Here is a 25,255-nt window from a genome sequence, read left to right as displayed (position 1 = left end):
CCCAGTCGTCAGTTCGACTTTGCCGCGCCGCCATCCACCCTGAGCATCGTGCCGGTGATGTAGCTTGCGGGCACCGAGCAGAGGAAAGCGCCGGCGGCAGCGAACTCCTCCACCGTGCCGAGGCGGCCTGCAGGAATGCTCTTGACCGAGGCCTCGCGGATTTCCTCGATGCTCTTGCCGAGACGCTTTGCATTGGCGCCATCGAGCTCATCGATGCGGTCGGTGTGGATGCGGCCGGGCAGAAGCAGGTTTGAGGTAATGCCGAAACCGGCCACTTCGGAGGACAGCGTCTTGCTCCAGCCCACAAGCGCGCCGCGCAACGTGTTGGAAAGGGCGAGATTGGCAATCGGTTCGAATACGCCTGACGAGGCGACGGTGAGGATGCGGCCGAAACCCTGCTCCTTCATGCCGGGCAGAAGCGCATTGGTCAACGTGATGACCCGCAGCACCATCGACTGGAAGAACGTATCCAGCTTCTCCGCCGTCATCTCCTGAGCGAGGCCCGGCGTCGGGCCGCCGGTATTGTTGACGAGAATGTCGATGCCGCCGAGCTTTTCCCTGACGGCCTGAACCATGGCCTCGACAAAATTGTCGTCGGCAAGATCACCCCAAACCCAGTCGGCCTTGCCTTTGCTAAGGGCGTTGATGGCCTTGCAGTTCGCTTCCAGCTTTTCACCGCTCCTGCCGACGAGAAGGACATTTGCACCCTCCTTTGCCAGCGCCGTCGCAATGCCAAGCCCAAGGCCGCGTGAAGAGGCGAGAACGAGGGCGCGTTTGCCGGAAATGCCGAAATCCATGGGTTTTGTCCTGTCTTGTGAGTGCTGTATGTGGTGTTTATAGAGCATTTCCAGGAAAAGTGGACCCCGGTTTTCCGTCTGGAAATGCGCCGAAACAAAGAGTTAGGCGTTTTCTCGATTCGAGGAAAAGCAAAATCCCCCTGTGAAGGCGGGCCCGGTTTTGAAGGTCGAACAAGTGTCATGACAGAACAATCTTTGCTGAAATTCTCGATTGCCGTCACGGTTCTGCTGGCGTTGTTCGGCATCGGGGCGGGCCTGTTTTCCGGCTCCTTCGCGGTCGTCTTCGACGGTGTCTACGCCCTGACGGATGCTTTCATGACGGTGCTCGCATTGCTCGTGGCGCGGCTGATCGCCGCCGCCGCGGCACCCAGGCCGGGCGGCCGGCTGGTGGAGCGCTTCACCATGGGCTTCTGGCATCTGGAGCCAATGGTGCTCGGCCTCAACGGCACGCTTCTGATGGGGGCGGCGATTTACGCGCTCATCAATGCCATCGACAGCCTGATGGATGGCGGCCGGTCGATCGAGTTCGATTACGCCATCATCGTCACCTTCGTCAGCTTTGCCGTCTCGCTCGCCATGGCATGGTTTGTCAAACGGCAGAACCAACGGCTGAAATCCGCCTTCGTGGCGCTGGACGCTAAAAGCTGGCTGATGAGCGCGCTGCTGAGCGTGGCGCTGTTCATCGCTTTCGCCATCGGTTACGGGCTGACGGGAACGTCGCAGGCATGGCTGTCGCCCTATGTCGACCCGGCCGTGCTGGCGCTGGTCTGCTTCGTCATCATTCCCATGCCGCTCGGCAATGTGAAACAGGCGCTGGCCGACATACTTCTTGTCACCCCGCTGGAGTTCAAACAGCATGTCGACAGGGTGGCGGGGGAGGTCGTGGCGAAGTTCGGCTTTTCCTCGCATTACTCCTATGTGGCCCGGGTTGGCCGCGGTCGCCAGATCGAACTCTTCTTTATTGTTCCCAGAAACTGGCCGCCGCGGCGGCTTGAGGAATGGGATGCGATCCGCGACGAGATCGGCGAAGCGATAGGCGGCGAGGGGAGTGACCGTTGGCTGACGATCGTGTTCACGACGGATGAAGAATGGGCTGTTTGAGCGGGGTGTTGGAAAGCAAGGTCTGCTTCGTCCCCGGGAGTGGGCCAAGTGGCCCGCGCCTTTAAAACTGGCGGCGCTCACGGTCCCTTGGTTTCGTTTTCCTTCTTCGCCTGATCATGATGCCATTTGATGGCGAAGAACATGCCCGTTCCCAATACGAGAATTTTGAACGGCAAGAAGACGATAGGGAAGAAGTCCCACATTTCAGATATTCCAGCTATGACGTGACGATATATTTCTTAGGAATATTAGCTCAAAACCGCTGCGTCCGACACCGGCCATATTGACGCAGATGCGGTCGCGATCTCCCTTGTCATGCGATCGGCCCGCCCATCAATCGCTTTTGGCCGCCTGATTATAGGTTGGCTATGCCTGCCCAATGCCCGCAACCCTTGACGCATTCCCCCGTCGATCATATCCTCATTATTACGTGAACGTAAAAGTAATAAACAATCATCAGGTTGTCTGACAATTGACTGGCGTGCGACATGTTTTGCCGCTATAGAAGCTCGACAAAGGCGTGCCGCTTTGCAAAGACGGATGCTGATGGATACGGTGTCGCGGATGGACTTTTTGTCCGGCGCAGGCGGTGCGTCGCAGGTGTGGAAAAGACGATAACAACAGCCGGATGGGACTGGCGATCTGAGAGGATGGAAATGACGGAAGCGATGGAACTGCCCGAACGCGAAGCGATGGAATTCGACGTTGTGATCGTCGGTGCGGGTCCGGCCGGTCTTGCCGCCGCAATCCGGCTGAAGCAGGTGGAGCCGGAGCTCTCGGTCGTCGTGCTGGAAAAGGGCGCGGAAGTCGGTGCCCACATCCTCTCCGGCGCCGTGGTCGACCCCATCGGCATCGACAGGCTGCTGCCGGGATGGCGCGAAGAGGAGGGGCATCCCTTCAAGACCGAGGTCAAGGACGACCAGTTCCTGTTCCTGGGGCCGGCGGGCTCCATCCGCCTGCCGAACGCCATGATGCCGCCATTGATGAACAATCATGGCAATTACATCGTCTCGCTTGGCCTCGTCTGTCGCTGGCTGGCGGAAAAGGCGGAAGGGCTCGGCGTCGAAATCTATCCGGGCTTTGCCGCCACGGAAGTGCTTTATAACGACGAAGGCGCTGTCATCGGCGTTGCCACCGGCGATATGGGCATTGAGAAGAATGGCGAGCCGGGCCCGAACTTCACCCGTGGCATGGAACTGCACGGTAAATACGTGTTGATCGGCGAGGGCGTGCGCGGATCGCTCGCCAAGCAGCTGATTTCCAGATTCGACCTGTCCAAAGATCGCGAGCCGCAGAAATTCGGCATCGGCATCAAGGAGCTCTGGCAGGTCAAGCCGGAGAAGCACAAGCAGGGCCTCGTGCAGCACTCCTTCGGCTGGCCGCTCGGCTTCAAGACCGGCGGTGGCTCTTTCCTGTATCACCTGGAAGATAACCTCGTTGCCGTCGGTTTCGTGGTGCATCTCAATTACAAGAACCCCTATCTCTATCCCTTCGAGGAATTCCAGCGGTTCAAGACGCATCCGGCGATCCGCGATACGTTCGAGGGCGGCAAGCGCATTTCCTATGGCGCGCGCGCCATCACGGAAGGTGGTTACCAGTCAGTGCCGAAGCTCACCTTCCCGGGCGGCGCGCTGATCGGCTGTTCCGCCGGCTTCGTCAACGTGCCACGCATCAAGGGAAGCCATAATGCGGTTCTCTCGGGCATGCTCGCGGCGGAAAAGATCGCCGCGGCGATTTCCGCCGGCCGCGCCCATGACGAGGTTACCGAGATCGAGGCCGAATGGCGCGAAGGCGATATCGGAAAGGACCTGAAGCGGGTCCGCAACGTCAAGCCGCTCTGGTCGAAGTTCGGCACGCTCATCGGCGTCGGCCTCGGCGGTCTCGACATGTGGACGAACCAGCTGTTCGGTTTCTCTTTCTTCGGCACGCTGAAGCACGGCAAGACGGATGCGCAGAGCCTGGAGCCCGCCTCCAAACACAAGCCGATCGCCTATCCGAAGCCGGATGGCGTTCTGACCTTCGACCGCCTGTCCTCCGTCTTCCTGTCGTCCACCAACCATGAAGAGGACCAGCCGGTCCATCTTCAGGTGAAGGACATGGAGCTGCAGAAGCGCTCCGAACACGACGTCTTTGCCGGTCCCTCCACGCGTTATTGTCCAGCCGGCGTTTATGAGTGGGTGGAGAAGGACGGCCAGGAAGTCTACGTCATCAACGCCCAGAACTGCGTGCACTGCAAGACCTGCGACATCAAGGATCCGAACCAGAACATCAATTGGGTGCCGCCGCAGGGCGGCGAGGGGCCGGTTTACGCCAACATGTGACGGTGAAGCGATCCTGCCTCATGATGCTCGGGCTTGTCCCGAGCATCTGCAACGGGTGATTTTACGATAGGTGGACGGATACTCTGCGGAGCGCTGTTTCCGTCGGCGAAAGCTCGTCGCGGTCATGCAGTTCGTCGGTCCGCCTGGTTCATTGTGTCTGCCACGGCACCAGAGCAGCGCCATTGCCCTCTTTCCCGTCAGTATTTGTGGATTGCTCTTCGATTTCTTACATATAGGATGTTGGGGCGTTGTAGCATCATGTGGCCTGTGGATCGCGGGCAGTGAATGCGATAACGCCTTGAACGTGCATATGGTCCTAGGTGCCGTCGCCAGACGGCAGGGAGTGAAGGAATGTCCGGCTTTCAAAGGCTGAATATCGTGCGGAAGACAGGCTTGGCTGGCAGCGTCGCGGCGCTTGCGATGGCTGCCTTTTCTTTCACTGGCAATCCGGTGGCTGCCGCGAGCTGTCGTTCCGATGCCATGGCCGGCATAGACTGGCGCGAATGCAACAAGCGCCTCCTGATGCTGGGCGGCAGCAATCTCGACTCGGCGATGCTCTACGGTACGGATTTCACTTATACGGATCTGCGCGGTTCGTCGCTGAAGGGCGCTAACCTTGAGAAGGCCAAGCTCATCCGCGCTGCCCTTGGCGAGGCGAACCTTCAGGGCGCCAATCTGACGAAGGTGGAAGCCTATCGAAGCGATTTTTCCGCCGCCGACGCCACCAACGCGAAATTCGTGAATGCCGAAATGCAGCGAACCAAATTCGAAAACACCAAGCTGGACGGCACGGATTTCACCAAGGCTGAACTCGGCCGCGCCGATTTCGAGGGCGCAACGCTGAACGGCTCGAAATTCTCGCTCACCAACCTGTCGCGGGCCCGGTTCGGTGGCGCGAAGCTGGGTGGCCCTGTCGATTTCACCAGCGCCTTCCTGCTGCTGACTCGGATTGAGGGGGTCGATCTTTCCACGGCCACCGGCCTTGACCAGAAACAGATCGACATCGCCTGCGGCGACGCCAAGACCAAACTGCCGAATGGCCTGACGGCGCCCGCCTCCTGGCCGTGCCCGGAAGATCCCGACGACGAGTGATAAAAGGCCGCGCGGTTTTGCGCGGCCCGAACCTCTCCGTAAGCGGAAGGGAAGCGTTCGCCATGCGAACGCTTCATCGGCGATCAGAAGCCCGAAAGCACGATCTTGCCCTTGGCCTTGTTGCTCTCGATCAGTGCATGCGCCTTGATAAGATTTGCGGCATTGATGGTGCCGAAAACCTCGGTCAGCGTCGTCTTGATCTTGCCGGCATCGACAAGCTCGGCCACGTGGTTGAGCAGCTTGTGCTGCTCGATCATGTCAGGCGTCTGGAAAACGGCGCGGGCGAACATCATTTCCCAATGGATGGATATGCATTTGCGCTTGAACGCCATGATGTCGAAACCGCCAGCCGGATCGTCGATCAGGGCGAAACGGCCCTGCGGTGCGATGGTCGCCACGCTGTCGGCCGCGTGGATGTCGCTATGGGTGGTGGAGAAGACGAAGCCCGGCGCACCGAGGCCAAGCGCCTCCACCTGCGGCGCGATGGGCTTGCTGTGATCCACGACGTGATGCGCGCCGAGTTCCTTTACCCATTCGATCGTTTCCGGCCGCGAGGCAGTCGCGATCACGGTCAGGTCGGTTAGCGCCCGCAGAAGCTGAACGGCGATGGAACCGACGCCGCCCGCGCCGCCGATGACGAGAACGGCGCTGGCTGCACCCGGAACCGGCTCATTCACCCGCAACCGGTCGAATAGGGTCTCATACGCGGTGATGGCGGTCAGCGGCAGGGCGGCGGCTTCCTCGAAATTCAGGGACTTCGGCTTGGCACCGACGATGCGCTCGTCGACCAGATGGAATTCGCTGTTGGAGCCGGGACGGTTGATGACGCCGGCGTAAAACACCTCATCACCCGGTTTGAACAGCGAAACCTTGTCGCCAACGGCCTTCACCACACCCGCTGCATCGAAGCCGAGCACACGGGCCTCGCCGTTTTCCGGCGACTGGTTCCGACGCACCTTGGTATCGACGGGATTTACCGAAACGGCTTTCACCTCCACCAGAATGTCGTGTCCCTTCGCTTCCGGCTGGGGCAGATCGATGTCGATGAGGGCATCCTCGGCAGTGATGGGCTGGCTCGTCCTGTAACCGATGGCGCGCATGAAAAGTCTCCTTTGCTTGTTTGCGTGCCTCTTACTTGATACATATGAACAACGATCGCAAGAATGCACATTTTGTGATGATACATACAAAAAGGATACTGTGATGTCGCGACCACGCGCCAAGCTCACCGGCAACTTTCCCGGCTGCCCGGTGGAATCGGCCCTGAGTTTTCTCGATGGCAAATGGAAAGGCGTGATCCTCTATCACCTCATCAATGAGGGGACACTGCGCTTCAACGAACTGCGCCGCCATATTCCAAGTGTCACCCAGCGCATGCTGACCAAGCAGCTGCGGGAACTGGAGGAGGCGGGTTTGATTTCGCGGACCGTTTTCCCCGTCGTGCCGCCGCGCGTGGATTATGCGTTGACACCGCTTGGCGAGACGATGCGGCCGGTGATTTCGGCGCTGAAAAGCTGGGGCGATGCGCACGTCGTCTGCAAAAACGGCGCGAAATACACGCAGCTTCCGCAGGTGGCGGAGAAGGCGGCCTGAAAGAAATCACGGGTAAGAGCGCGTGCCGGGACATCATTTTTCATGGTGCGATGCAACACGGATTTGCCCCGATTGATGCATAATGCTGCGATCTCGATTCGCAGCAGGGACATCAAAGCACATGAGCATGGGTTGGATGGAGGCCGGATTTCTCGGTCTTTTGCAAGGACTTACGGAGTTTCTCCCAGTTTCGTCGAGCGCGCATCTGAGGATCGCCGGGGAGTTCCTGCCCTCCGGCGCCGACCCCGGCGCTGCCTTCACCGCCATTACCCAGATCGGCACGGAAATGGCCGTGCTGGTCTATTTCTGGTCCGACATCATGCGGATCGCTGCCGCCTGGCTCCGGCAAAACCTTCGTCTCGGCCCCTATGACAAGGCCGATGCACGTCTCGGCTGGCTGATCATCGTCGGCTCCGTGCCCATCGTGCTGCTCGGCCTTCTCTTCAAGGACGCCATCGAGCATTCGCTCCGAAACCTCTACATTACTGCCGTGATGCTGATCGTGTTCGGTATCGTTCTTGGCGTCGCCGACAGGATCGGGAAAAAGCGCTACAAGCTCAACCAGCTGATCTGGCGTGATGGTATCCTCTTCGGTTTCGCGCAGGCCATGGCGCTCATCCCCGGCGTTTCGCGTTCCGGCGGCACGATCAGCGCCGGCCTGCTTCTGGGTTATACCCGCGAGGCGGCGGCCCGTTATTCCTTCCTGCTCGCCGTACCCGCCGTCTTCGGCTCCGGTTTCTACCAGCTGTTCAAAAGCATCGGCGAAGACAATCCGGTGGGCTGGGGCCCGACAGGCCTCGCGACCCTGATCGCCTTCATCGTCGGTTACGCCGTTATCGTCGTTTTCCTGAAGCTGGTTTCGACCAAAAGCTACATGCCCTTCGTCTGGTACCGCGTGGTCATCGGCTTCGTCCTGCTTGGGCTTTTGGGAACCGGCGTCATCAGCGCCGGCGGCTGAAGGGCTTCGCCAGTTGACCGGATACTATTAAGCTGAGTTGCACCATCCGTACTCCGTCACCCCGAACTTGATCCGGGGTCCAGCGCGATCAAGTCATTGATCGCAAAAGACTCTTCTCACGGCGCAGACGCGCCGTGGCTCGATGCCGGATCAAGTCCGGCATGACGGAGGAGAGATTATGACGTGCCGCGAAATGTAGAAGGCCCGCTCTTTCGAACGGGCCTTTCGTCTTTCAGAGCAACGTGCCGCTCAAGATCACCAGCGCCACCGAGAAATAGATGACGAGCCCGCTGACATCCACCAGCGTGGCGACGAAGGGGGCCGAAGCGCTGGCGGGATCAAGCCGCAGACGTTGCAGCACGAAGGGCAGCATGGAGCCGGCGAGCGAACCGAAAGTGACGATACCGACGAGGGCCGCAAAAACCGTGGCACCAACCAGCAGCCAGTGCTCACCGTAGTCGTAGAAGCCAGCCTGCTGCCAGACCGTGAGCCGCAGGAAGCCGATGGCGCCCAGAATGCAGCCGAGCGTCAGGCCCGTCGGGATTTCCCGAAGCAGCACCCGCCACCAGTCGGAAAGCTTCAGTTCGCCCAGCGCCAGCGCCCGGATGATGAGCGAGGTGGCCTGCGAACCGGAGTTGCCGCCCGAAGACATGATGAGCGGAATGAACAGCGTCAGCACCACGGCCTTTTCCAGCTCGCCTTCGAAATGCTGCATGGCGCTGGCCGTCAGCATTTCGCCGAGGAACAGTGCTGCGAGCCAGCCGGCGCGCTTGCGGATCATGTCCGGAAAGCCGATCGTCATGTAGGGCTTGCCCAGCGCCTCCATACCACCGAACTTGTGGGCGTCTTCCGTGGTATCGGCGATCATGGTGTCGATCACGTCGTCAACGGTGACGATGCCGAGAATATGCGAGCGGTCATCCACGACGGGCAGCGCCAGAAGGTCGTGCTTGCGGATCAGCCGGGCGACATCCTCCTGTGACATCAGGGGGCTCGCACAGACAATGCCTTCCTTGGATGCGACCGAAAGAATGGAGGCGCCCGCTTCGCCGGTCAAAAGGCGGCGCAGCGTCACGACGGTGGTTAGCGTCCCGTCCTCGGCCAGCACATAGATGGCATAGACCGTTTCACGCGACCGCTCGACGACGCGGATGTGCGAAAGGGTCTGTTCCACCGTCCAATTGTCCGGCACGCTAACGAATTCCGTGGTCATGATCGAGCCGGCCGTGCGCGGCGGGTAACCCATCAGGTGCTTGATGGAGAGCGCCGTGGTGCGGTCCAGCCGGGCAAACAGCTTGGCGCGCGGCTCTTCGGCCATTTCCGCCATGACGTCGGCCACGCGGTCGTCCGACATCAGGTTGACGAGGCGCGCGGCCTGTTCGACCGGAATATCGGCTATGATCGCGGCGGCGCCATGCAGTTCCGGCCGGTCGAGAATGGCGACGGCCTTTGCCTGCGGCATGGCGAGAAGGGCGGCTGCGGCGGCGCCGACATCCAGCGTGTTGAGGTGCTCGACGCGTTCGGCAATGGTGGTGGAGCCGGCATTTCCGCTACGAAGAAGGCGTGCGGCCTTGCTGGCCCTCTGAGAGAGGTTGTGGAAGTTCATGATTGCTCACCTTTCCGTCGATTCGCCGATCACGGCGAACGCGGTGGTGAGCCGACAGCGGTCGGATCAGTTCCCGTTCGCCGCTTTCGGCAAAGGCAATCGACTGCTACTGTCGCTAGACATCTAATGATGCTCCGTTGAAATCCGCGCCGTGCCGCAAGGCATGCGCGTATGGCCGTGTTGCGCCTGAAACCGGAAAGAGTCAAGCGCCCGATTGTGAATTTTCCGTAAGCTTCGAAAGGGCCGGGTCAAGCCGCCTTTTGACGCCGCTCTACGGTGACGGAGACAAGAAAAACGCCAAGCCCGAGAAGGGAAAGAACGGCGCCCACATAACCCGTCGAGGCGTAACCGAAGCCCATGGCGATGACGAGGCCGCCGAGCCAGGCGCCAAGCGCATTGGCGATGTTGAAGGCGGAATGGTTCGAGGCGGCAGCCAGCGTCTGCGCATCCTGCGCCACATCCATCAGCCGCGTCTGTACGGCCGGGCAGGCGGCAAAACCGCAGCCGATCAGGAAGACGCAAAGGCAGAGCATGAAGGGATCCTGCGCCGTCATGCCGAAAACAGCCATGACCACCACGTTGAAGGCGAGCATGCCGCCAATCGTGCCGTTGAGCGAGATATCGGCGAGCCTTGAGCCGACTACATTACCGACATTCATGCCGATGCCGAACAGCGCCAGCACCATGGAGACCGTGGAAACCGGCATCATCGCCACGTCAGTCGTGGTCTTCGCGATATAGCTGAAGACCGAGAACATGCCGCCAAAGCCGACGGCGGCAATGGCGAGCGTCAGCCATACCTGTACGCGGCGGAAGGCGCCGAGTTCGCGCCATACGCTGGCGCCTTCTTCAACCCTGTCACGCGGCTGGAACAGCCAAAGCAGGGCCACCGTCAGAAGTGCGATGCCGCCGACAAGCATGAAGGCCGCGCGCCAGGACAGCAGCTGGCCGAAGAAGGTGGCGAGCGGAGTGCCGAGCAGGGTGGCGATGGTGAGGCCGAGCATGACGCGGCCAACGGCGCGGGCGCGCTTGTGGATTGGCGCCATCGAGGCCGCCACAAGCGCCGCAACGCCAAAATAGGCCCCATGTGGCAGGCCGGTGATGAAGCGCAGAATGGTGAAGCTCACAAAATCCGGCGCGACGGCGCTCAGGATGTTTCCAGCCGCAAAAAGTCCCATCAGACTGAGAAGCAATGTGCGGCGCGTGATGCGTGCGGCGAGAACCGCGATGATCGGCGCGCCAATGACGACGCCCAGCGCATAGGCGGTGATGACATAACCCGCTTCCGGCACCGTGACGCCATAGGTCGAGGCGACGTCGGGCAAAAGGCCCATGATGGCGAATTCGCCGGTACCGATGCCAAAACCGCCGGCAGCCAGCGCCAGCTCTATAAGCGCAATGGCAAGTGGGGAGAGGACCACGGCAGGCGCAGCCGTGTAAACGGTTTCATTCTCCCCGCCAGGGCGGGCTTCGGAGATGTTCGAATGGCTCATCGTGACCTGAAAAGCGGGAAGGGCCCACAGAAAAAAGGGCAAGACCGTATGGGAGCGGTCTGCCCTGACTGGAGATGCGCGGTCATGAAAATGACCTTAAGTGACCTCTAACATGAAATGATGCGTTGCGGTAGAGCGATTCTCGGCAAAAGACGATCTTCACGCGATGGTGTTCGGAACTCTATATAAGGCCAGGCATTTACGCGCGGCTGCGAATGTTACGGGACCGGGTTGGAAACATGAAGCTCATTGCAATTTTCAATCGTGACGGCGGCACATTTCGCACCACCGACATGGAAGCCTATTGTGATCATGCCCGCGAGGTCTTCACCCGCGCCGGACACGTGATCGATTGCCGTCTTGTCTCCGGAAAGGACGTCGTCGAGGAAATGGAACGCGCCGCCGAGGAGCCGGGCATTGAAGGCATCATTGCCGGCGGCGGAGATGGCACCATTTCGGCGGCTGCCGGCATTGCCTGGAAACAGGGCATCGCGCTCGGCATCGTGCCGGCCGGCACCATGAACCTCTTCGCCCGCTCGCTGAAGCTGCCGCTCGACATTCGTCAGGCGCTGGAGACGCTGGCGAATGGCGAGATTGCCAGTGTCGACATCGCCAGCGCCAATGGCCGCCTCTTTGTCCACCAGTTTTCCGCGGGCCTGCATTCGCGCATGGTGCGCTATCGAAACAATCTCGCCTTTGCCTCCCGTCTCGGCAAGATCAAGGCGAGCATCCGTGCCGCCATCAGCGTCATCCTCAACCCGCCTGTTTTCGAGGTGGAATACACCGTTGATGGCCGGACGCAGCATCGAAAGGTATCCGCCATTTCCGTCTCCAACAATGAATTCGGTCAGAATTCGCTGCTGGTGGCGGATAACGTCTCCGGCGGCCATCTGGGTTTTTATCTCACCGATCCGTTACGCCCGTCCGGTGTCGCCAGACTCGCCCTGGATATTCTGCGCGGCAAATTCAAGCAGAATGCCGCCGTGACAGCCATGACCGTGACGGATGTGGAACTGCATTTTCCCAAGAAACGCCATGATGTCCGCTGCGTCATCGATGGCGAGCTGCTGCCGATGGAACGCGACGTGGCACTGGAAGTGCACGCCGGCGAGTTGAAGGTGCTGGTGGGGCGGGCGTTCTTCGCTTAGCGCAAACCGACCGTGAATTAGGCCATCGCCGTCTGTTCTTCTGCCCGGCGGGGAGAAAAACAGGCGGCGATGTCGTGTCCTCCCTAGCCCCTGAAAACCTCCAGTCTTGCCAAATCGAAGCCGCCCGGCCATGGTCGGCGGGTGCGATGGCGTGCGCGCTGTCGCTTCTATGGGAGTGCGATCTGTCATGAATGAAATCTCCAAACCCCTCTCCAACCTTGCTGCCATCGATGCCGCCCATCATCTCCATCCCTTTTCAGACATGGGCAAGCTCAACGCCGCCGGCACCCGCATCATCGAGCGCGCGGAAGGGGTGTTCATCTACGACAGCACCGGCAGGAAATATCTCGACGCCTTCGCCGGCCTCTGGTGTGTGAATATCGGTTACGGACGCCGCGAGATCGCCGATGTGGTACGGCGTCAGATGAACGAGCTCCCCTATTACAACGCGTTTTTCGGCACCACCACGCCGCCCGCGACGCTGCTGGCGCAGAAGATCGCTTCTCACGCCGGGCCTGGCATGAACCACGTATTCTTTACCAATTCCGGCTCGGAAGCCACCGATACCTGGTTCCGCATGGCGCGGGTCTACTGGAAGGCCCTCGGCCATCCCGCGAAGACGAAAGTTATCGCCCGCCGCAACGGCTACCACGGCTCGACGGTGGCCGGGGCCTCGCTGGGTGGCATGACGTGGATGCACGAGCAGGGCAGCCTGCCCATCGATGGCGTCGCCCATATTGGCCAGCCCTATTGGTATGCCGAGGGTGGCGATCTTTCTCCGGCCGAATTCGGCCTGAAGGTGGCTCGCGAACTCAATGAGAAAATCGACGAATTGGGCGAGGAAAACGTTGCTGCTTTCGTGGCCGAACCGATTCAGGGAGCCGGTGGCGTCATTGTACCGCCGGAGACCTACTGGCCGGAAATCGCCCGTATCTGCAAGGCGCGCAATATTCTGCTCGTCTCCGATGAGGTGATCTGCGGTTTCGGTCGCCTGGGCTCCTGGTTCGGCTACCAGTATTTCGGCGTGGAGCCGGACTTTGCCCCCATCGCCAAGGGCCTGTCCTCGGGTTATCTGCCGATTGGCGGCGTGGTCGTGTCGGATCGGGTGGCAGAAGTGATGTTGTCCGAGGTCGGTGATTTCAACCACGGCTTCACCTATTCCGGACATCCCGTCTGCGCCGCCGCCGCGCTGGAAAATCTCCGCATCATCGAAGCGGAGGGTCTGGTGGAGCGGGTGCGCGACGATATCGGCCCTTATTTTTCCGAGGGCTGGAAAAGCCTTGAGGACCACGAACTGGTGGGCGAAGCCGTCAATGTCGGCTTGATGGGTGGACTGCAGATCACGGTGGACAAGGCGACCCGCAGACGCTTCGGCAAGCCGGACGATGTTGGCATAACGGTGCGCAATCATTGCCTTGCAAACGGCCTCGTCATGCGCGCAACGGGCGACCGAATGCTGGCTTCGCCGGCGCTGACCATCAGCCGTTCGGAAGTGGATGAGATCATAGAGACGTTGCGCAAGGGGCTCGACCACCTGCGTGATACGCGCGAGCATTTCTAGGGAAAGTGGACACCGGTTTTCCGTTAAAGAATGCGAAAAGAGATGCCAAGGGAGGACTGAAATGGCAGGACAGGAACACCATTACGCCGTGAAGGTGACGTGGACGGGTAATCGTGGCAAGGGCACGTCGGGCTATCGCGACTACGAACGCGACTACACAATTTCCACCGAGGGAAAGGCTGATATAGCCGGCTCGTCCGATCCGGCCTTCCGTGGCGATCCCGCCCGCTGGAATCCTGAAGACCTGCTGGTCGCTTCGCTCTCGGCCTGCCACAAGCTCTGGTACCTGCATTTCTGCTCGGTCAACGGCATCATCGTCGAAGACTATGTCGACGATGCCGAAGGCACGCTCGTCATGGAAAAGGATGGCGCCGGGCAGTTCAGCGAAGTGGTGCTGAAACCGGTCATCACCATCTCGAAGGGCGATCCCGCCCGGGCGGATGCGCTGCACCATGACGCGCACGACAAGTGCTTCATCGCGCGGTCGGTGAATTTTCCGGTGCGGGTGGAGGGGACCGTGAAGGTGGTTTGAGACTCATGCCAGTTGCAGACCGAGATGATCGGCCATCGGCTGAAAGTCTCGGTCGTTTTGCAGCAGCTTATGGCCGTGCTCAATACAGTAGGTGCCGATGATGAGGTCGGGAGTTTTACGCACGGTTTTCCCAACGCTTCGAAGTTTCCGATAGTTAGCGGCGGATTTCACGGCAAGTTCTGGCGTGAGCATCGAGACAAAACCGAAGCGCTTTAACCGGTCATGTATCGCCGCCGCCCGATCGTCGTTGCGTTCGCCCTGCAGGATTTCGAGGAGAATAATGTCGCCGATGATGACGTCGGTCAGATCGCCGATATCATTTAGCATCCTACCTTGGCGCGTGGATTTATTCTGAAACCAGTCAATCCAGACAGAAGTATCGACGACTATCATTCCGCGGCGTCTTGCGCTTCGATGTCGTCCACGCTCCAGCTACGGCGCACATCGTCCAGATTGCCACTCCAGCCGATGCCTCTCAGTTCTTCCAACGCTTTGCGTCGTCCGAGATTCTCTACAAGATCGCGCAACGCCTTCTCCACCGTCGCCTTTTTTGTCGAAAGGCCGGTAATTTCCATCGCTTCGGCGATCAAGGCGTCATCAAGATCAATATTCGTACGCATGGATAATCCTTGGTGTATCGATTTTCAAAATCATACACCAAGGCATGCTTCTGCGATATCTCTTTTTACTGGAACGCCGTCTCGTAGAAGCTTCTGAGCTTGCGCGAGTGCAGCGTTTCTGTCGGCATGGCGGCAAGCTTCTGCACGGCGCGGATGCCGATCTGCAGATGCTGGGCGACCTGGGTGCGGTAAAATTCCGTCGCCATGCCTGGCAGCTTCAATTCGCCATGCAGTGGCTTGTCGGAAACGCACAGCAGAGTGCCGTAGGGCACACGGAAGCGGAAGCCGTTGGCCGCTATGGTGGCGGATTCCATGTCAAGCGCGATGGCGCGGGACTGCGATAGGCGCTTGACGGGACCGGCCTGATCACGGAGCTCCCAGTTGCGGTTGTCGATGGTAGCGACGGTGCCGGTGCGCATGATGCGCTTCAGTTCGAAGCCCTCGTAACCCGTGACTTCGGCGACTGCACCTTCCAGCGCGAGCTGCACTTCGGCAAGAGCCGGGATGGGTACCCACACCGGCAGGTCGTCGTCAAGCACGTGGTCCTCGCGCACATAGGCGTGGGCCAGAACATAGTCGCCCAACCGCTGGCTGTTGCGCAGCCCGGCGCAGTGGCCGACCATCAGCCACGCATGCGGGCGCAGCACGGCAATGTGATCGGTGATCGTCTTGGCGTTGGAGGGGCCGACGCCGATATTGACGAGCGTAATGCCGGCGTGACCTTTTTTCTTCAGGTGATAGGCCGGCATCTGCGGCAGTCGGGCCAGCACCGCGTCCGTCTCGGGCTTGTCGGAACCCGCATGGGTGATGATGTTGCCCGGCTCCACAAAGGCCGTGTAACCCTCGCCGCCATTCTTCATCATCTGCCTCGCCCAGGCAGCGAATTCGTCGATATAGAACTGGTAGTTGGTGAACAGCACGAAGTTCTGGAAATGGCTGGCGCTCGTCGCCGTATAATGGCTGAGGCGCGCCAGCGAATAATCGATGCGCTGCGCCGTAAAGGGCGCAAGCGGCGCCGGCTCGCCCGGCACCTGATCATATTCGCCATTGGCTATGAGATCGTCGGTATTGTTGAGATCGGGCGTATCGAAGAGATCACGCAGCGGCACGTCTGACAGCGACGAAGCCGCCGCCGCCTCTACATACGCGCCTTCACCGAAAGCGAAATGCAGCGGAATGGGCGTAGCCGATTCCGACACCGTGACCGGAACGCCGTGGTTCTTCATAAGAAGCCCCAGCTGTTCCTTGAGATAGTGGCGGAAAAGCTCAGGCCGTGTGATCGTTGTCGTATAGACGCCGGGCGCGGTTACGTGGCCATAGGAAAGGCGGGAATCGACATGGCCGAAAGTGGCGGTCTCGAGGCTGACCTGCGGGTAGCAGGCGCGGTAACGCCCGGCAATCGGCGCGCCCTTGGCAAGGTCTGTGAAGGAATTGATCAGGAACGCCGTGTTGCGTTCGTAGAGCGCGCTCAAAGCCGCAACAGCTTCTTTCGGGTCCGTGAATGTTTGCGGCGCGAAAGGCTCTGGACTGATGAAGGTGAGGGGCGGAATCGTTGGTTTTGCTATTGTCATGGCCCATTATAAGAGGCCAATTTCGACAGGCAAGCGACAGAAATACGAAGAAACTGAAAAGAAACGCGAAAATGCAGCCGGACAATGCTGGCGCGGCAGAAACTCAGCCGAGCGCGCCGCGCTGCAGGCTCATCAGCAGCACGAAGCCGGCGCCTTTGGAGGCGGGGCGGGGATCGGCCTTGTAAACCGCAAGTCCGGCCACCGGGCCGAGAAAGATCGAGGCCATCAGCATCAGCCGCAGTGCGGAGAACAGGCCGTTGGAAAAACTGGTGGTCATTGGCTGGTCCTCACAATACGACGGGGCAATTGGCGGCGGGCGCCGGGCCGTGCTGGCAGGCGATTGCCGCACCGGCATTCACGCGCTGGAAACTGCGGTTCGGATTAACGACGAGCGAGGCGAAGGACATGGCGAAGATCGCCATGAGAAACGCGAAGATTGCCAGTCGGCTGATCAGCTTTGTCATGTCCATTCCCCTTTATCGGAGTTGATGGACAGAGTTTTGCCATAGTCGGACTGAACGGACCCTGAGGCCCCGGTTCATATGGTGTTCAGGGATGTTAACGGGCGGCGACATGGCGGATTGATGCCGCAGTGGTGCGCATGCCCAGCTTCAGGACAGAGGGATGTCCGCGCCTGGCGCAAGATCGGTTAGCAGTTTCTCCAATTCTTCACCTTGGGTCACGTCGACAATCGGCACCCGGTGTTCCTGCGCGGATGCCAGCATCTCGGTGTTCTCACGTAGCGAGCGTTCGATGAAGGCGTCCATGATCCGCTGCCTCTTCGCCGTTGCATCTTGGTAGCGTGCTTCAGAGCGCATTCTTTCGAGAAGAAAATCATTGTCGGCATGAAGAAATACGCCCGCCACCGTGCTGTCGAGGAGAGGCGATATGAACTCCGGTCGCAGGGCGGCGCCCTCGAAGATCGTCGTAGTCCCTGTGCCGGATCTTCTGTCAATCATCGCGCGGATCAGCGGCCAGATGTTCTGGTGATGGACCTTGAGAAACCAGTGGATCGTATCCGCCGACAGCTGTGCGTAATATTCCTCAACAGGCACCGGAATACCCGCCCATGGCCTCCCCGGATGGCGGGCGAGACTGTCGGTCGATATCGCCTCGCAGCGCAGCCTTTCGCTGAGCAGGCAGGCCAGTGTGCTTTTGCCGACATGCGAGGTGCCCGCGATCAGAATTGTCGAAAGGGTGGGGCGCATATCGTTGCTCTCATTGGCATCGGATGCAGCGATAATAAACGGATATATGGTTTGCATGCGACGTCTGTTCGCAGCCTGCGCGCGATTCCTGGCAGCCACCGCGCTCTGCGTCGCGAGACTGCAGGCTGGGGGACAAAAGCCCGCCTGCCGTTCCCTGTATTACAGCCGTGTCCAGGTCTGCGATTTGCACAGAACCTTCAGCACGCAACCCTTCATGCTCAGCGAATTTCCCGAAACGGTGCCGGAGCCGCTATAGGTCTTGTCATTGGCAGGATCGGTGATCTCACCCGAGTAGCTGTTTCCCTTTCCCGAAAGCTTGCCGATCTGTTTTCCGGCATGCTTGCCGGTCTTCAGCGTCACGCAGAAAGCGCCGCCGCAGGGGCCGATCACCGCGGTTTCGCCGCTGGCCGTCTTCCAGTTGCCTTCGATCGCCTCGGCGGCAAAGGCAATATTGCCGCTCATCAACAGGGCAGCGGCAATCGTCATCATAAGCTTCATGAAATTCCTCCCGAAATTCGCGCAGGCTTTTCCCAGGCCGGAACGGCCAAAGATGCGATGCGCAGATCAAACTCCCTTCGGCATGCCCCGCACCATCTCTGGCCGGCGGCCGCCGTGCGGTGCAACGATTGCTCCTCCCACCGCGCTCTTCCGTGCCCGTTTTATCCTCGTGACGGGCAGGGCGGATAGTATTTGACGTTCACGTAAAAGGAAACAGAAATTTGCGGTGCCGGTGCAGCGTTGGCGTGTGCGGGGAGGGCGAAGGAGAGCAGTTTCGAAAATCGGGGTTCTTTTCGTGGTGAAGGAAGGGTTTAAATCCAATTGTAAAGCTTTCGTAAAATTCACCGGAAAGTCCTTAATTTCCGCAGGCAATGATATTTAACAAAAACCCAATTTTACCAATCGTTTGCAGTTTGTTTGCGGCACATTAATCATGCCTTTTAAGCGAGCGTTGAAAGCCTCGTGGCATAGTGAACTCATCAAAAGCGCAGGGAAAACCTGCCGGACGGAAGGACAAAAAAGCCGCAAAAGACGGCAGTCCGGAAGACGCCTCGGCAAGAAGGCGCACGATGAAAACAGGTAGAACGACAGGGATTAAAACAATGGCACGCTTTGACATCAGTGATATCGAAATGGCTGCCGGTGGCGAAACCCGCGCCGACACCCTTTGCAATCTCGGCCTGGTCTATGCGACCGGCCGGGGCTGCAAGGTGGACCTGATCGCGGCCCACAAATGGCTTAACATAGCCGCGATCCGCGGATCGGAAAGAGCGGCTTCTCTCCGTGCGGATCTCGCCCGCAACATGACGAAAGCGGAACTGGCCGAAGCCCTTCGCGCTGCCCGCGACTGGATGACGATGCACTGATCGATCTCGGCGATCCATAAGATTGCCGGTCCGGTTCCCTCCAGTCCCGACGACCGGCCCAAACGAAAGTAAAACCCGAAGGGGAACGCGGCGAGGGCTCCGAAACGAAGCTTTTGCGCTGACACATCGAACCGCGACCGGCAGGAACAAGGCCGGCGCGGTTTTCTTATGTTCTGCAATGTGTCTTCGCCGGAAAATGATTCTCGCGCAGGGGCTTGCGGGAGGATGTTGATTCGATGCGTGTAACGCGCGGCACTTTCCAACCCTCATTCCTGTGACGAACACAGGAATGAAGGCGGGTTGGGAGCTTACCCGACTGCCTTGAGAACCTTCGGCAATGCCTGCTCGAACAGATCGAGCTTGTCACCCGGCCCAACGCTCACGCGGATGCAACGGTTAAGCGGGGCCACGCCCGGCATGCGGATGAAAACCCCATGGTCCATCAGCCCGTCAACGATGGCGCGCGCATAGGCGCCGTCGCGGTGGCAATCGATGGTAACGAAATTGGTAGCGGAGGGCAGCGGTGAAAGGCCGTTATTGCGGGCGACAGCGGAAATACGATCCCGCGCATCGGAAATCTTGCCAACCACCTCGTGCAGATAGGCCTGGTCCTTGAGCGCTGCCAAAGCGCCGGCGATAGAAATACGCGCCATGCCGAAATGGTTGCGGATCTTGTCGAAGGCTTCGACATTGCCAAGCGTGCCGATGGCGTAACCCACGCGGGCGCCGGCGAGCCCGTAAGCTTTGGAGAAGGTGCGCATGCGCAGTATATTGGGCTGGCCGATCAGCGCGTCGATAGCAGGCACCGCGCTCGCGGGCGCGGTTTCGCAATAGGCCTCGTCCAGAATGAGCAGGCAGGTTTCCGGCAACGCACGGGCAAATGCCACCACCTCGCTCGCATCCCACCAGCTTCCCATGGGATTGTCCGGATTGGCGAAATAGACGAGCGGCGCGTTTTCCGTGTGAACGAGGTCGAGAAGCCCGTCGAGGTTTTCGTGGTCGTCTACATAGGGCGTGGTCACCAGTTTTCCGCCAAAACCGTTCACGTGATAATTGAAGGTGGGGTAGCCTCCCAAAGAGGTGACAACAGGCGTGCCTGGTTCCACGATCAGCCTGGCGATTTCACCGAGCAATCCGTCCACTCCGCCGCCTATGGCGATGTTGCCGCGCGAAACCCCGTGGTGGATGGCAAGCGCTTCCTTCAGCTCGAAATTTTCCGGATCGCTATACATCCAGGTTTCAGCCGCCGCATCGCGCATCGCCAGAAGCACTGATGGCGCGGGGCCGAAGCCGCTTTCGTTTGCACCGATTCGCGCCTCCACCTTCAAGCCGCGGTTCCTTTCTATGGCCTCCGGGCCGACGAAGGGAACGGTGGAGGGAAGCGAAGCGGCAAGCGGCGTGAGGCGTGAAAAAGCGGACATTGACAGAAGTTCCGGGACCTGTGTTTGAAAACCCGGCTCACAATAGGTGCAAAAAAACCGGACGCAAGCCGCGCCCGGGGGTTAGATGAGCGTTTGGCAACAGATTTTTGGTTCGCCACGGCACAACGCAAAGATCGGCGGGCTTACGCGCGGGTGCTGCTCAGACGCTGGTCTCGAAGCTCAGCCGGCGGACATGGTGCAGAAATTCGGCATCGATCAGCATGTTGAAGCCGATCGTCACTTTTTCCTCTTCCCGGCGGATCAGCGTGCAGCCGATTTCGTCGCGGATACCGAGAATTTCCAGATAGAAGTTGACCGGCATTTCCAGATCGGCACTGACATCCAGCTCCGCGCCGTAGAGCGAAATGGTGCGCACCAGGCAGCGCATGGTGTCCTTGGCGCTCAGGTGGTGCCCGATGAAGGTGATCTTGCCGGGCCGGTCGATCTGAAATTTCTCATACATCTCGTCCTGCGGGACGTTTTGACCGATATCCATATGTAGAGCCATGACAACCTCCCGGATTGCCTCTTCCGTCTGATTTTAACGCGGCTTCCTTGCCAGGGCGTGAAGGAAATATCCGCAATTGTCTCTTGTCCGTATCGACATGGGCCAGCTTTGTGTACGCAACCCGCGTTTCGCCTGTTTAAAACGCACTTTATCTCGACTGGTTGCAGAAGGCGGGCGCCCGTTTTGATAATCGGGCACGCTTGCACAGGGCTGGAGCCTCGTGCGGTTGACGCCGGCCGTACTTGGCGTTACGCCTGATCGTGCAATATCGCTTCGCAGCCTCGGGCGTCATAGGCCGGCTGTGATTGTCCTGGGAGTGGAAAGTGACTGGAAGGCTGGTAATCGTCGGGGCGGGGCAGGCCGCTTTTGCGCTGGCGTCGAAGCTCCGGGTGCTGAAGGACGAGCGTGCCATCACCATCATAGGCTCGGAAGATGCCTACCCCTATCAGCGGCCGCCGCTCTCCAAAAAATACCTCCTCGGCGAGATGAGTTTTGACCGGCTGATGTTCCGCCCGGAAGAATGGTATGCCGAAAACAATGTCGATATCCGGCTTTCCACCTGGGTGGAGGAGATAGACCCCGCCGGTAAGACCGTGCGCATGCAGGATGGCAGTACGCTTTCTTATGACCGGCTGGTTCTTGCGACCGGGGCCGCGCCCCGGCTGCTGCCCGCCAGCATCGGTGGCGATCTCGACGGCGTGCTTACCGTCCGTGACAGGCGCGACGCCGACCGCTTGACGGAGGAGATGAAGCCGGGCCGCAGGCTGCTGGTCATTGGCGGCGGTTATATTGGCCTTGAAGCTGCCGCCGTTGCCCGCAAGCTTGGCCTCGAGGTGACGCTGATCGAAATGGCCGACCGTATTCTCCAGCGCGTGGCGGCGAAGGAAACTGCGGATATCATGCGCGGCATTCATCAGGCCCAGGGCGTTTCCATCCGCGAAAAAACCGGCCTCGTGCGCCTCGTCGGCATGGACGGGCGGGTTGCTGCGGCCGAACTTTCAGATGGTTCGACGATCGACGTTGATTTCGTCATCGTCGGCATCGGCGTGACACCGAACGACCGGCTTGCCCGCGAATCGGGTCTCGATGTTGGTAACGGCATCGTGGTTGACGAATATACCCGCACATCCGACCCCGCCATTCATGCGGTGGGCGATTGCGCGCTTCTGCCCTGGCGCGGCCAGCAGGTGAGGATCGAATCGGTCCAGAACGCGGTCGATCAGGCTGAGGCGGCCGCCGCGGTACTGGCCGGCACGGAAGCGGTATACGACGCGAAACCCTGGTTCTGGTCGGATCAGTACGATGTGAAGCTGCAGATCGCCGGCTTCAATCTCGGTTACGACGAGACGATTTTGAGGCCCGGCGCAAGGGAAGGCAGCTGGTCCATCTGGTATTTCCGTGATGGCCGCTTCGTGGCTGTCGATGCCGTCAATGACGCCAAGGCCTATGTTGCGGGTAAGAAACTGCTCGATACAGCCGCCCAACCCGACCGCACAATCCTGGCGGATCCGTCCGCCGATCTGAAATTACTGCTCTCCTGAGGATATCATGCCCGCTGCCGAAAACCGTTTCAAAACCGCCATTCATGCCGGCAAGCCGCAGATTGGCCTGTGGCTCGACATGGGCGAGGCCATTACGGCGGAAATCGCCGGAACGGCTGGCTTCGACTGGCTGGTGATCGACGGTGAGCACGGGCCGAACGACCTGCGCAGCATCATCGACCAGCTGCGCGCGCTTGCCACCTCTGCCGCCGAGCCGGTGGTGCGTGTGCCTGTCGGCGAGAGCTGGATGATCAAGCAGCTTCTGGATGCTGGCGCCCGCACGCTTCTTGTGCCCATGGTCGATTCAGCGGCACAGGCGGAAGCCCTCGTCAGCGCCATGCATTACCCGCCGCGCGGCATTCGCGGCATGGGAGCGGCCGTCGCCCGCGCTTCCGCTTTTAATACAATAACGGATTATGCCGACAGCGCCTCTGCCAGCGTATGCCTGCTGGTGCAGGCGGAAACCCGCGCGGCAATCGAAGATCTCGACAATATTCTTGCGGTGGACGGCGTGGATGGCGTCTTCATCGGCCCGGCGGATCTCGCCGCGGACATGGGTTATCTGGGAAGGATTGACGAAGCGGCGGTGCAGGCGGTTATCGAAGCGGCGATCGTGAAAATCGTCGCGGCTGGCAAGGCCGCCGGCATCCTCACCTTCAATGAAACCTATAATCGCCGTTATCTGGAACTCGGCGCGTCGTTCGTTGCCGTGGGAGCCGATGTCACGGAATTCGCCAATACGCTGCGTGCGCTTTCCGCCCGCTACAAGGGTGGGCCGGTAGTGACGCCGTCCGGATCGGGATATTGATCAATCGTCGTTACTGGCGTTCAGCTTCTCCGGCGGAATACCTTCCTCGCCGGAGGCGAGATAACCGCCATTGATGAGGGCGGAGCGGACGATGCGCTGGATTGCCTCGTCCCTGTCGATGCCGTGATCCCTTGCAAAATCAGACAATGCCGCCTCAAGATCGTCGCTGAACCGCATATTCGCCCCCTTCATTCCTGCCGTTTTTACCAATGCATAAAGGCAAGGCGGGCAAACCCGCCTTGCCTTGATTTAATGCCCGTTCGTCATCAGCGCCAGCGATAAAGGCTGCTGTTCGGCGAACTCTGCTGCGTGCTCGTGCCCACCGCATAACCGATCGCGAAACCGAGTGCGCCGACGATCGTCAGCAGGGAAGTGGCGGTGCCTGGATTTTCCTTCACGGCTTCCACGACATTCTGGCCCTGCGCCCGGACATTATGCGCCGCCTTGCGAACGCGGCCGCGCGCCTCATCCAGAAATTCCGATGCATCCTCGCCAACACCTTCCGCACGGGCGGAAACGGATTTGGACAGGGATGCGATCTGCGAACGCAGTTCTGCAATCTGGTTTTCGATCGTGTCTTCGACAACATTCAGTTTGGTCTGAGCCATTAGAACACCTCTTTTGTTACCAAGGTGGAAACGTGCGGGCCCTGAAGAAGTTCCGCAACCGGACGTAAAGTTTGACCCGCGGTTTGTTTGGCCAACAGGTTTTTTGGCTTCTTGGCGAAAAAGCCTTGCAATCATTTTTCTTACGCAATAATCAGGCCGCACCGGAGAGGTGGCCGAGTGGTCGAAGGCGCTCCCCTGCTAAGGGAGTATACGTCAAAAGCGTATCGTGGGTTCGAATCCCATCCTCTCCGCCATTTAATGACGATCACCGCACGCCACCAGGCAGTCGAAGCGCTGATCCTTTCTTAAGCCCCACACCACATATACTGAGTTCATGGCCCGGTTCCGTGCAATGAGACGGCATTCGCCCCTTCGGCAGGCGGGGGAGAGGCTTGTCGTAGGCGTCAAGACCGTATGGCGACTGATGAATGATCCACGCCAGTCGGAACAAGTCCTGCGCCGCCTTACAGGTGTGGCAGGCAATTCAGCGCCTCTATCGTTCGCGTTCACAGCTGATTCGGTTGCCACCCATGTCGAGCTCTCGCTTGATAATCTTCTGATTCATAAAGGTGAGATAGCGGGCTTCATTGACATTGGCCGGGCTGGCATCGCTGACTGATATCTGGATATTACTCTACAAATCATCCGCAAATATCGTGAATGCGCGAACTTTCGTGCTCCGACCTTGTTCGGCTCTCTTCCAGCGGAAGGTAACTGACGATGCGCCTTGTTCTCTCCATCCTTGCGGCCGCCATCCTCATCGCGGTCATCGCTTACGCCATGTCCGGCAATGACACGGTCGGACAGCAACCATCGCCGCACGCGATCGATCAGGGCGGGTGAATCGCTTTTCGAATCATTGCCAGTGAATCGCTTGCCGCTCGCGTTCATTTCCGAAGCCAGCTCGTTCCCCGCATGACGGCCGCACCTGCGATGTGTGCAGCGGAGGCAAAAAATCTCTATAGCGCTGCCTGCGTAGCAAGGGATCGCGGAAAACACCGGTGGATTGGAAATACCTTGTTAACCGCCCTAACTAACGGATTCTCAACAGAAATCTTAACGTATTGTAAAAGCTTTTGTCCATCCGCAGGGCGGTGTGTGTTGTTTCCGCAACAAACCGAAATGAAGCATATACGTAAATGCTATTTATCGGATGTTGGCGATTGCATGCGGCGAAACCTTTTGTATTTTCACCACCAGAAGCGAGGCGGTGGATCGTTTGGCTTCTGAGAACACGGGAATGGGGCAGGGAATGCTGTCCTTCAGCGAAAGTACCCAGACCCTTTTAAAAACTTTGACTGGAGGTCAACCATGAACATCAAGAGCCTTCTGATCGGCTCCGCTGCGGCTCTCGCAGCAGTATCCGGCGCACAGGCCGCTGACGCCATCGTCGCTGCTGAGCCC

General features: G+C 59.5%; 28 protein-coding genes and 1 tRNA gene. 13 read left to right on the top strand and 16 right to left on the bottom strand.

Going from position 1 to position 25,255, the window contains the following annotated elements:
• Positions 1–8 precede the first annotated feature (8 nt).
• Complete coding sequence (locus BLU28_RS00140) at positions 9–797, bottom strand: SDR family oxidoreductase (RefSeq protein ID WP_077986791.1); 789 nt, start codon at positions 795–797, stop codon at positions 9–11.
• A gap of 180 nt (positions 798–977) precedes the next feature.
• Here BLU28_RS00140 and BLU28_RS00135 point away from each other — a divergent pair, with 180 nt between their 5' ends.
• Positions 978–1,898 carry a cation diffusion facilitator family transporter gene (locus BLU28_RS00135; RefSeq protein ID WP_077986792.1) on the top strand — a complete coding sequence of 307 codons (921 nt, stop codon included), beginning with the start codon at positions 978–980 and terminating at the stop codon, positions 1,896–1,898.
• A 77-nt stretch (positions 1,899–1,975) separates the two neighbouring features.
• On the opposite strand, the gene BLU28_RS26750 is transcribed toward BLU28_RS00135, so the two are convergent.
• Positions 1,976–2,101, bottom strand: a complete 126-nt coding sequence (locus BLU28_RS26750) for a hypothetical protein (RefSeq protein ID WP_004440843.1) — start codon at positions 2,099–2,101, stop codon at positions 1,976–1,978.
• Positions 2,102–2,554: 453 nt separating this feature from the next.
• On the opposite strand from BLU28_RS26750, the gene BLU28_RS00125 reads away from it, so the two are divergent.
• Together BLU28_RS00125 and BLU28_RS00120 are read left to right on the top strand one after the other, a co-directional pair.
• The gene (locus BLU28_RS00125) at positions 2,555–4,219 is read left to right on the top strand and encodes an electron transfer flavoprotein-ubiquinone oxidoreductase (protein WP_077986878.1); all 1,665 of its coding nucleotides are present in this window, start codon (positions 2,555–2,557) and stop codon (positions 4,217–4,219) included.
• 351 nt (positions 4,220–4,570) lie between these two features.
• Positions 4,571–5,311, top strand: coding sequence for a pentapeptide repeat-containing protein (locus BLU28_RS00120; protein WP_004440847.1), 741 nt, complete (start codon positions 4,571–4,573; stop codon positions 5,309–5,311).
• An 83-nt stretch (positions 5,312–5,394) separates the two neighbouring features.
• Here the strand turns inward: BLU28_RS00120 and BLU28_RS00115 are convergent, their stop codons facing one another.
• Complete coding sequence (locus BLU28_RS00115) at positions 5,395–6,411, bottom strand: zinc-binding alcohol dehydrogenase family protein (protein ID WP_077986793.1); 1,017 nt, start codon at positions 6,409–6,411, stop codon at positions 5,395–5,397.
• A 103-nt stretch (positions 6,412–6,514) separates the two neighbouring features.
• On the opposite strand from BLU28_RS00115, the gene BLU28_RS00110 reads away from it, so the two are divergent.
• Together BLU28_RS00110 and BLU28_RS00105 are read left to right on the top strand one after the other, a co-directional pair.
• Complete coding sequence (locus tag BLU28_RS00110; protein WP_004440851.1) at positions 6,515–6,904, top strand: winged helix-turn-helix transcriptional regulator; 390 nt, start codon at positions 6,515–6,517, stop codon at positions 6,902–6,904.
• Between the two features lie 121 nt (positions 6,905–7,025).
• Entirely contained in the window at positions 7,026–7,862 is an 837-nt protein-coding gene (locus BLU28_RS00105; RefSeq protein ID WP_077986794.1) for an undecaprenyl-diphosphate phosphatase, read from the top strand.
• Positions 7,863–8,094: 232 nt separating this feature from the next.
• Here BLU28_RS00105 and mgtE read toward each other — a convergent pair whose 3' ends face one another.
• Positions 8,095–9,468 (bottom strand): magnesium transporter, encoded by a 1,374-nt coding sequence (gene mgtE, locus BLU28_RS00100; protein ID WP_004440855.1) that lies wholly within the window; start codon positions 9,466–9,468, stop codon positions 8,095–8,097.
• Positions 9,469–9,716: 248 nt separating this feature from the next.
• Positions 9,717–10,961 (bottom strand): MFS transporter, encoded by a 1,245-nt coding sequence (locus BLU28_RS00095; protein WP_051634455.1) that lies wholly within the window; start codon positions 10,959–10,961, stop codon positions 9,717–9,719.
• Positions 10,962–11,200: 239 nt separating this feature from the next.
• Between BLU28_RS00095 and BLU28_RS00090 the strand changes: the two genes are divergently transcribed.
• The 3 genes from BLU28_RS00090 to BLU28_RS00080 all read left to right on the top strand — a co-directional run bounded on the left by BLU28_RS00090 (position 11,201) and on the right by BLU28_RS00080 (position 14,202).
• Positions 11,201–12,109 (top strand): diacylglycerol/lipid kinase family protein, encoded by a 909-nt coding sequence (locus BLU28_RS00090; RefSeq protein ID WP_037091492.1) that lies wholly within the window; start codon positions 11,201–11,203, stop codon positions 12,107–12,109.
• A 187-nt stretch (positions 12,110–12,296) separates the two neighbouring features.
• Positions 12,297–13,670 (top strand): aspartate aminotransferase family protein, encoded by a 1,374-nt coding sequence (locus BLU28_RS00085; protein WP_168247133.1) that lies wholly within the window; start codon positions 12,297–12,299, stop codon positions 13,668–13,670.
• Between the two features lie 61 nt (positions 13,671–13,731).
• Positions 13,732–14,202, top strand: a complete 471-nt coding sequence (locus tag BLU28_RS00080; RefSeq protein WP_004440860.1) for an OsmC family protein — start codon at positions 13,732–13,734, stop codon at positions 14,200–14,202.
• 3 nt (positions 14,203–14,205) lie between these two features.
• Here BLU28_RS00080 and vapC read toward each other — a convergent pair whose 3' ends face one another.
• From vapC to BLU28_RS00050, 7 genes are all read right to left on the bottom strand, one after another.
• Positions 14,206–14,595: a type II toxin-antitoxin system VapC family toxin gene (gene vapC, locus BLU28_RS00075; RefSeq protein ID WP_004440862.1), complete on the bottom strand. Its 390-nt coding sequence runs from the start codon at positions 14,593–14,595 to the stop codon at positions 14,206–14,208.
• Positions 14,592–14,822: a type II toxin-antitoxin system VapB family antitoxin gene (locus tag BLU28_RS00070; RefSeq protein WP_004440864.1), complete on the bottom strand. Its 231-nt coding sequence runs from the start codon at positions 14,820–14,822 to the stop codon at positions 14,592–14,594. The genes vapC and BLU28_RS00070 overlap by 4 nt, the downstream gene beginning before the upstream one ends.
• Positions 14,823–14,887: 65 nt before the next feature.
• Positions 14,888–16,393 carry an AMP nucleosidase gene (gene amn / locus BLU28_RS00065; RefSeq protein ID WP_004440865.1) on the bottom strand — a complete coding sequence of 502 codons (1,506 nt, stop codon included), beginning with the start codon at positions 16,391–16,393 and terminating at the stop codon, positions 14,888–14,890.
• A 103-nt stretch (positions 16,394–16,496) separates the two neighbouring features.
• Positions 16,497–16,670: a hypothetical protein gene (locus BLU28_RS26225; RefSeq protein WP_004440867.1), complete on the bottom strand. Its 174-nt coding sequence runs from the start codon at positions 16,668–16,670 to the stop codon at positions 16,497–16,499.
• A gap of 10 nt (positions 16,671–16,680) precedes the next feature.
• Positions 16,681–16,863, bottom strand: a complete 183-nt coding sequence (locus BLU28_RS26220; protein WP_035210174.1) for a hypothetical protein — start codon at positions 16,861–16,863, stop codon at positions 16,681–16,683.
• 141 nt (positions 16,864–17,004) lie between these two features.
• Positions 17,005–17,601, bottom strand: a complete 597-nt coding sequence (locus BLU28_RS00055) for a hypothetical protein (protein ID WP_077986880.1) — start codon at positions 17,599–17,601, stop codon at positions 17,005–17,007.
• A 159-nt stretch (positions 17,602–17,760) separates the two neighbouring features.
• Positions 17,761–18,099, bottom strand: a complete 339-nt coding sequence (locus BLU28_RS00050; protein ID WP_004440872.1) for a DUF2147 domain-containing protein — start codon at positions 18,097–18,099, stop codon at positions 17,761–17,763.
• A 602-nt stretch (positions 18,100–18,701) separates the two neighbouring features.
• On the opposite strand from BLU28_RS00050, the gene BLU28_RS00045 reads away from it, so the two are divergent.
• Positions 18,702–18,965: an SEL1-like repeat protein gene (locus BLU28_RS00045; protein WP_004440874.1), complete on the top strand. Its 264-nt coding sequence runs from the start codon at positions 18,702–18,704 to the stop codon at positions 18,963–18,965.
• Positions 18,966–19,273: 308 nt separating this feature from the next.
• Here BLU28_RS00045 and BLU28_RS00040 read toward each other — a convergent pair whose 3' ends face one another.
• Together BLU28_RS00040 and BLU28_RS00035 are read right to left on the bottom strand one after the other, a co-directional pair.
• The gene (locus tag BLU28_RS00040; protein ID WP_077986796.1) at positions 19,274–20,386 is read right to left on the bottom strand and encodes a pyridoxal phosphate-dependent aminotransferase; all 1,113 of its coding nucleotides are present in this window, start codon (positions 20,384–20,386) and stop codon (positions 19,274–19,276) included.
• Between the two features lie 160 nt (positions 20,387–20,546).
• Positions 20,547–20,894, bottom strand: coding sequence for a hypothetical protein (locus BLU28_RS00035; protein WP_004440878.1), 348 nt, complete (start codon positions 20,892–20,894; stop codon positions 20,547–20,549).
• Positions 20,895–21,217: 323 nt separating this feature from the next.
• On the opposite strand from BLU28_RS00035, the gene BLU28_RS00030 reads away from it, so the two are divergent.
• Both BLU28_RS00030 and BLU28_RS00025 read left to right on the top strand, forming a co-directional pair.
• A complete protein-coding gene (locus BLU28_RS00030; protein WP_060942528.1) occupies positions 21,218–22,435 on the top strand; it encodes an NAD(P)/FAD-dependent oxidoreductase in 1,218 nt (405 codons plus the stop codon).
• Between the two features lie 7 nt (positions 22,436–22,442).
• A complete protein-coding gene (locus BLU28_RS00025) occupies positions 22,443–23,243 on the top strand; it encodes an aldolase/citrate lyase family protein (RefSeq protein WP_006699388.1) in 801 nt (266 codons plus the stop codon).
• Here BLU28_RS00025 and BLU28_RS26215 read toward each other — a convergent pair whose 3' ends face one another.
• A complete protein-coding gene (locus tag BLU28_RS26215) occupies positions 23,244–23,420 on the bottom strand; it encodes a hypothetical protein (RefSeq protein ID WP_004440886.1) in 177 nt (58 codons plus the stop codon). It lies immediately after the preceding gene.
• 89 nt (positions 23,421–23,509) lie between these two features.
• Entirely contained in the window at positions 23,510–23,851 is a 342-nt protein-coding gene (locus BLU28_RS00020; RefSeq protein WP_077986797.1) for a hypothetical protein, read from the bottom strand.
• Positions 23,852–24,014: 163 nt separating this feature from the next.
• Here BLU28_RS00020 and BLU28_RS00015 point away from each other — a divergent pair.
• Both BLU28_RS00015 and BLU28_RS26745 read left to right on the top strand, forming a co-directional pair.
• A tRNA-Ser gene (locus BLU28_RS00015) sits at positions 24,015–24,105 on the top strand.
• 466 nt (positions 24,106–24,571) lie between these two features.
• Positions 24,572–24,694 (top strand): hypothetical protein, encoded by a 123-nt coding sequence (locus tag BLU28_RS26745; RefSeq protein ID WP_267889664.1) that lies wholly within the window; start codon positions 24,572–24,574, stop codon positions 24,692–24,694.
• Positions 24,695–25,255: the final 561 nt, after the last annotated feature.

Source organism: Agrobacterium pusense (assembly GCF_900102105.1).
GTDB classification, from domain to species: Bacteria; Pseudomonadota; Alphaproteobacteria; order Rhizobiales; family Rhizobiaceae; genus Agrobacterium; species Agrobacterium pusense.
The sequence above is the reverse complement of the archived record's forward strand: the minus strand, read 5'-3'. Positions and strand labels throughout refer to the sequence as shown.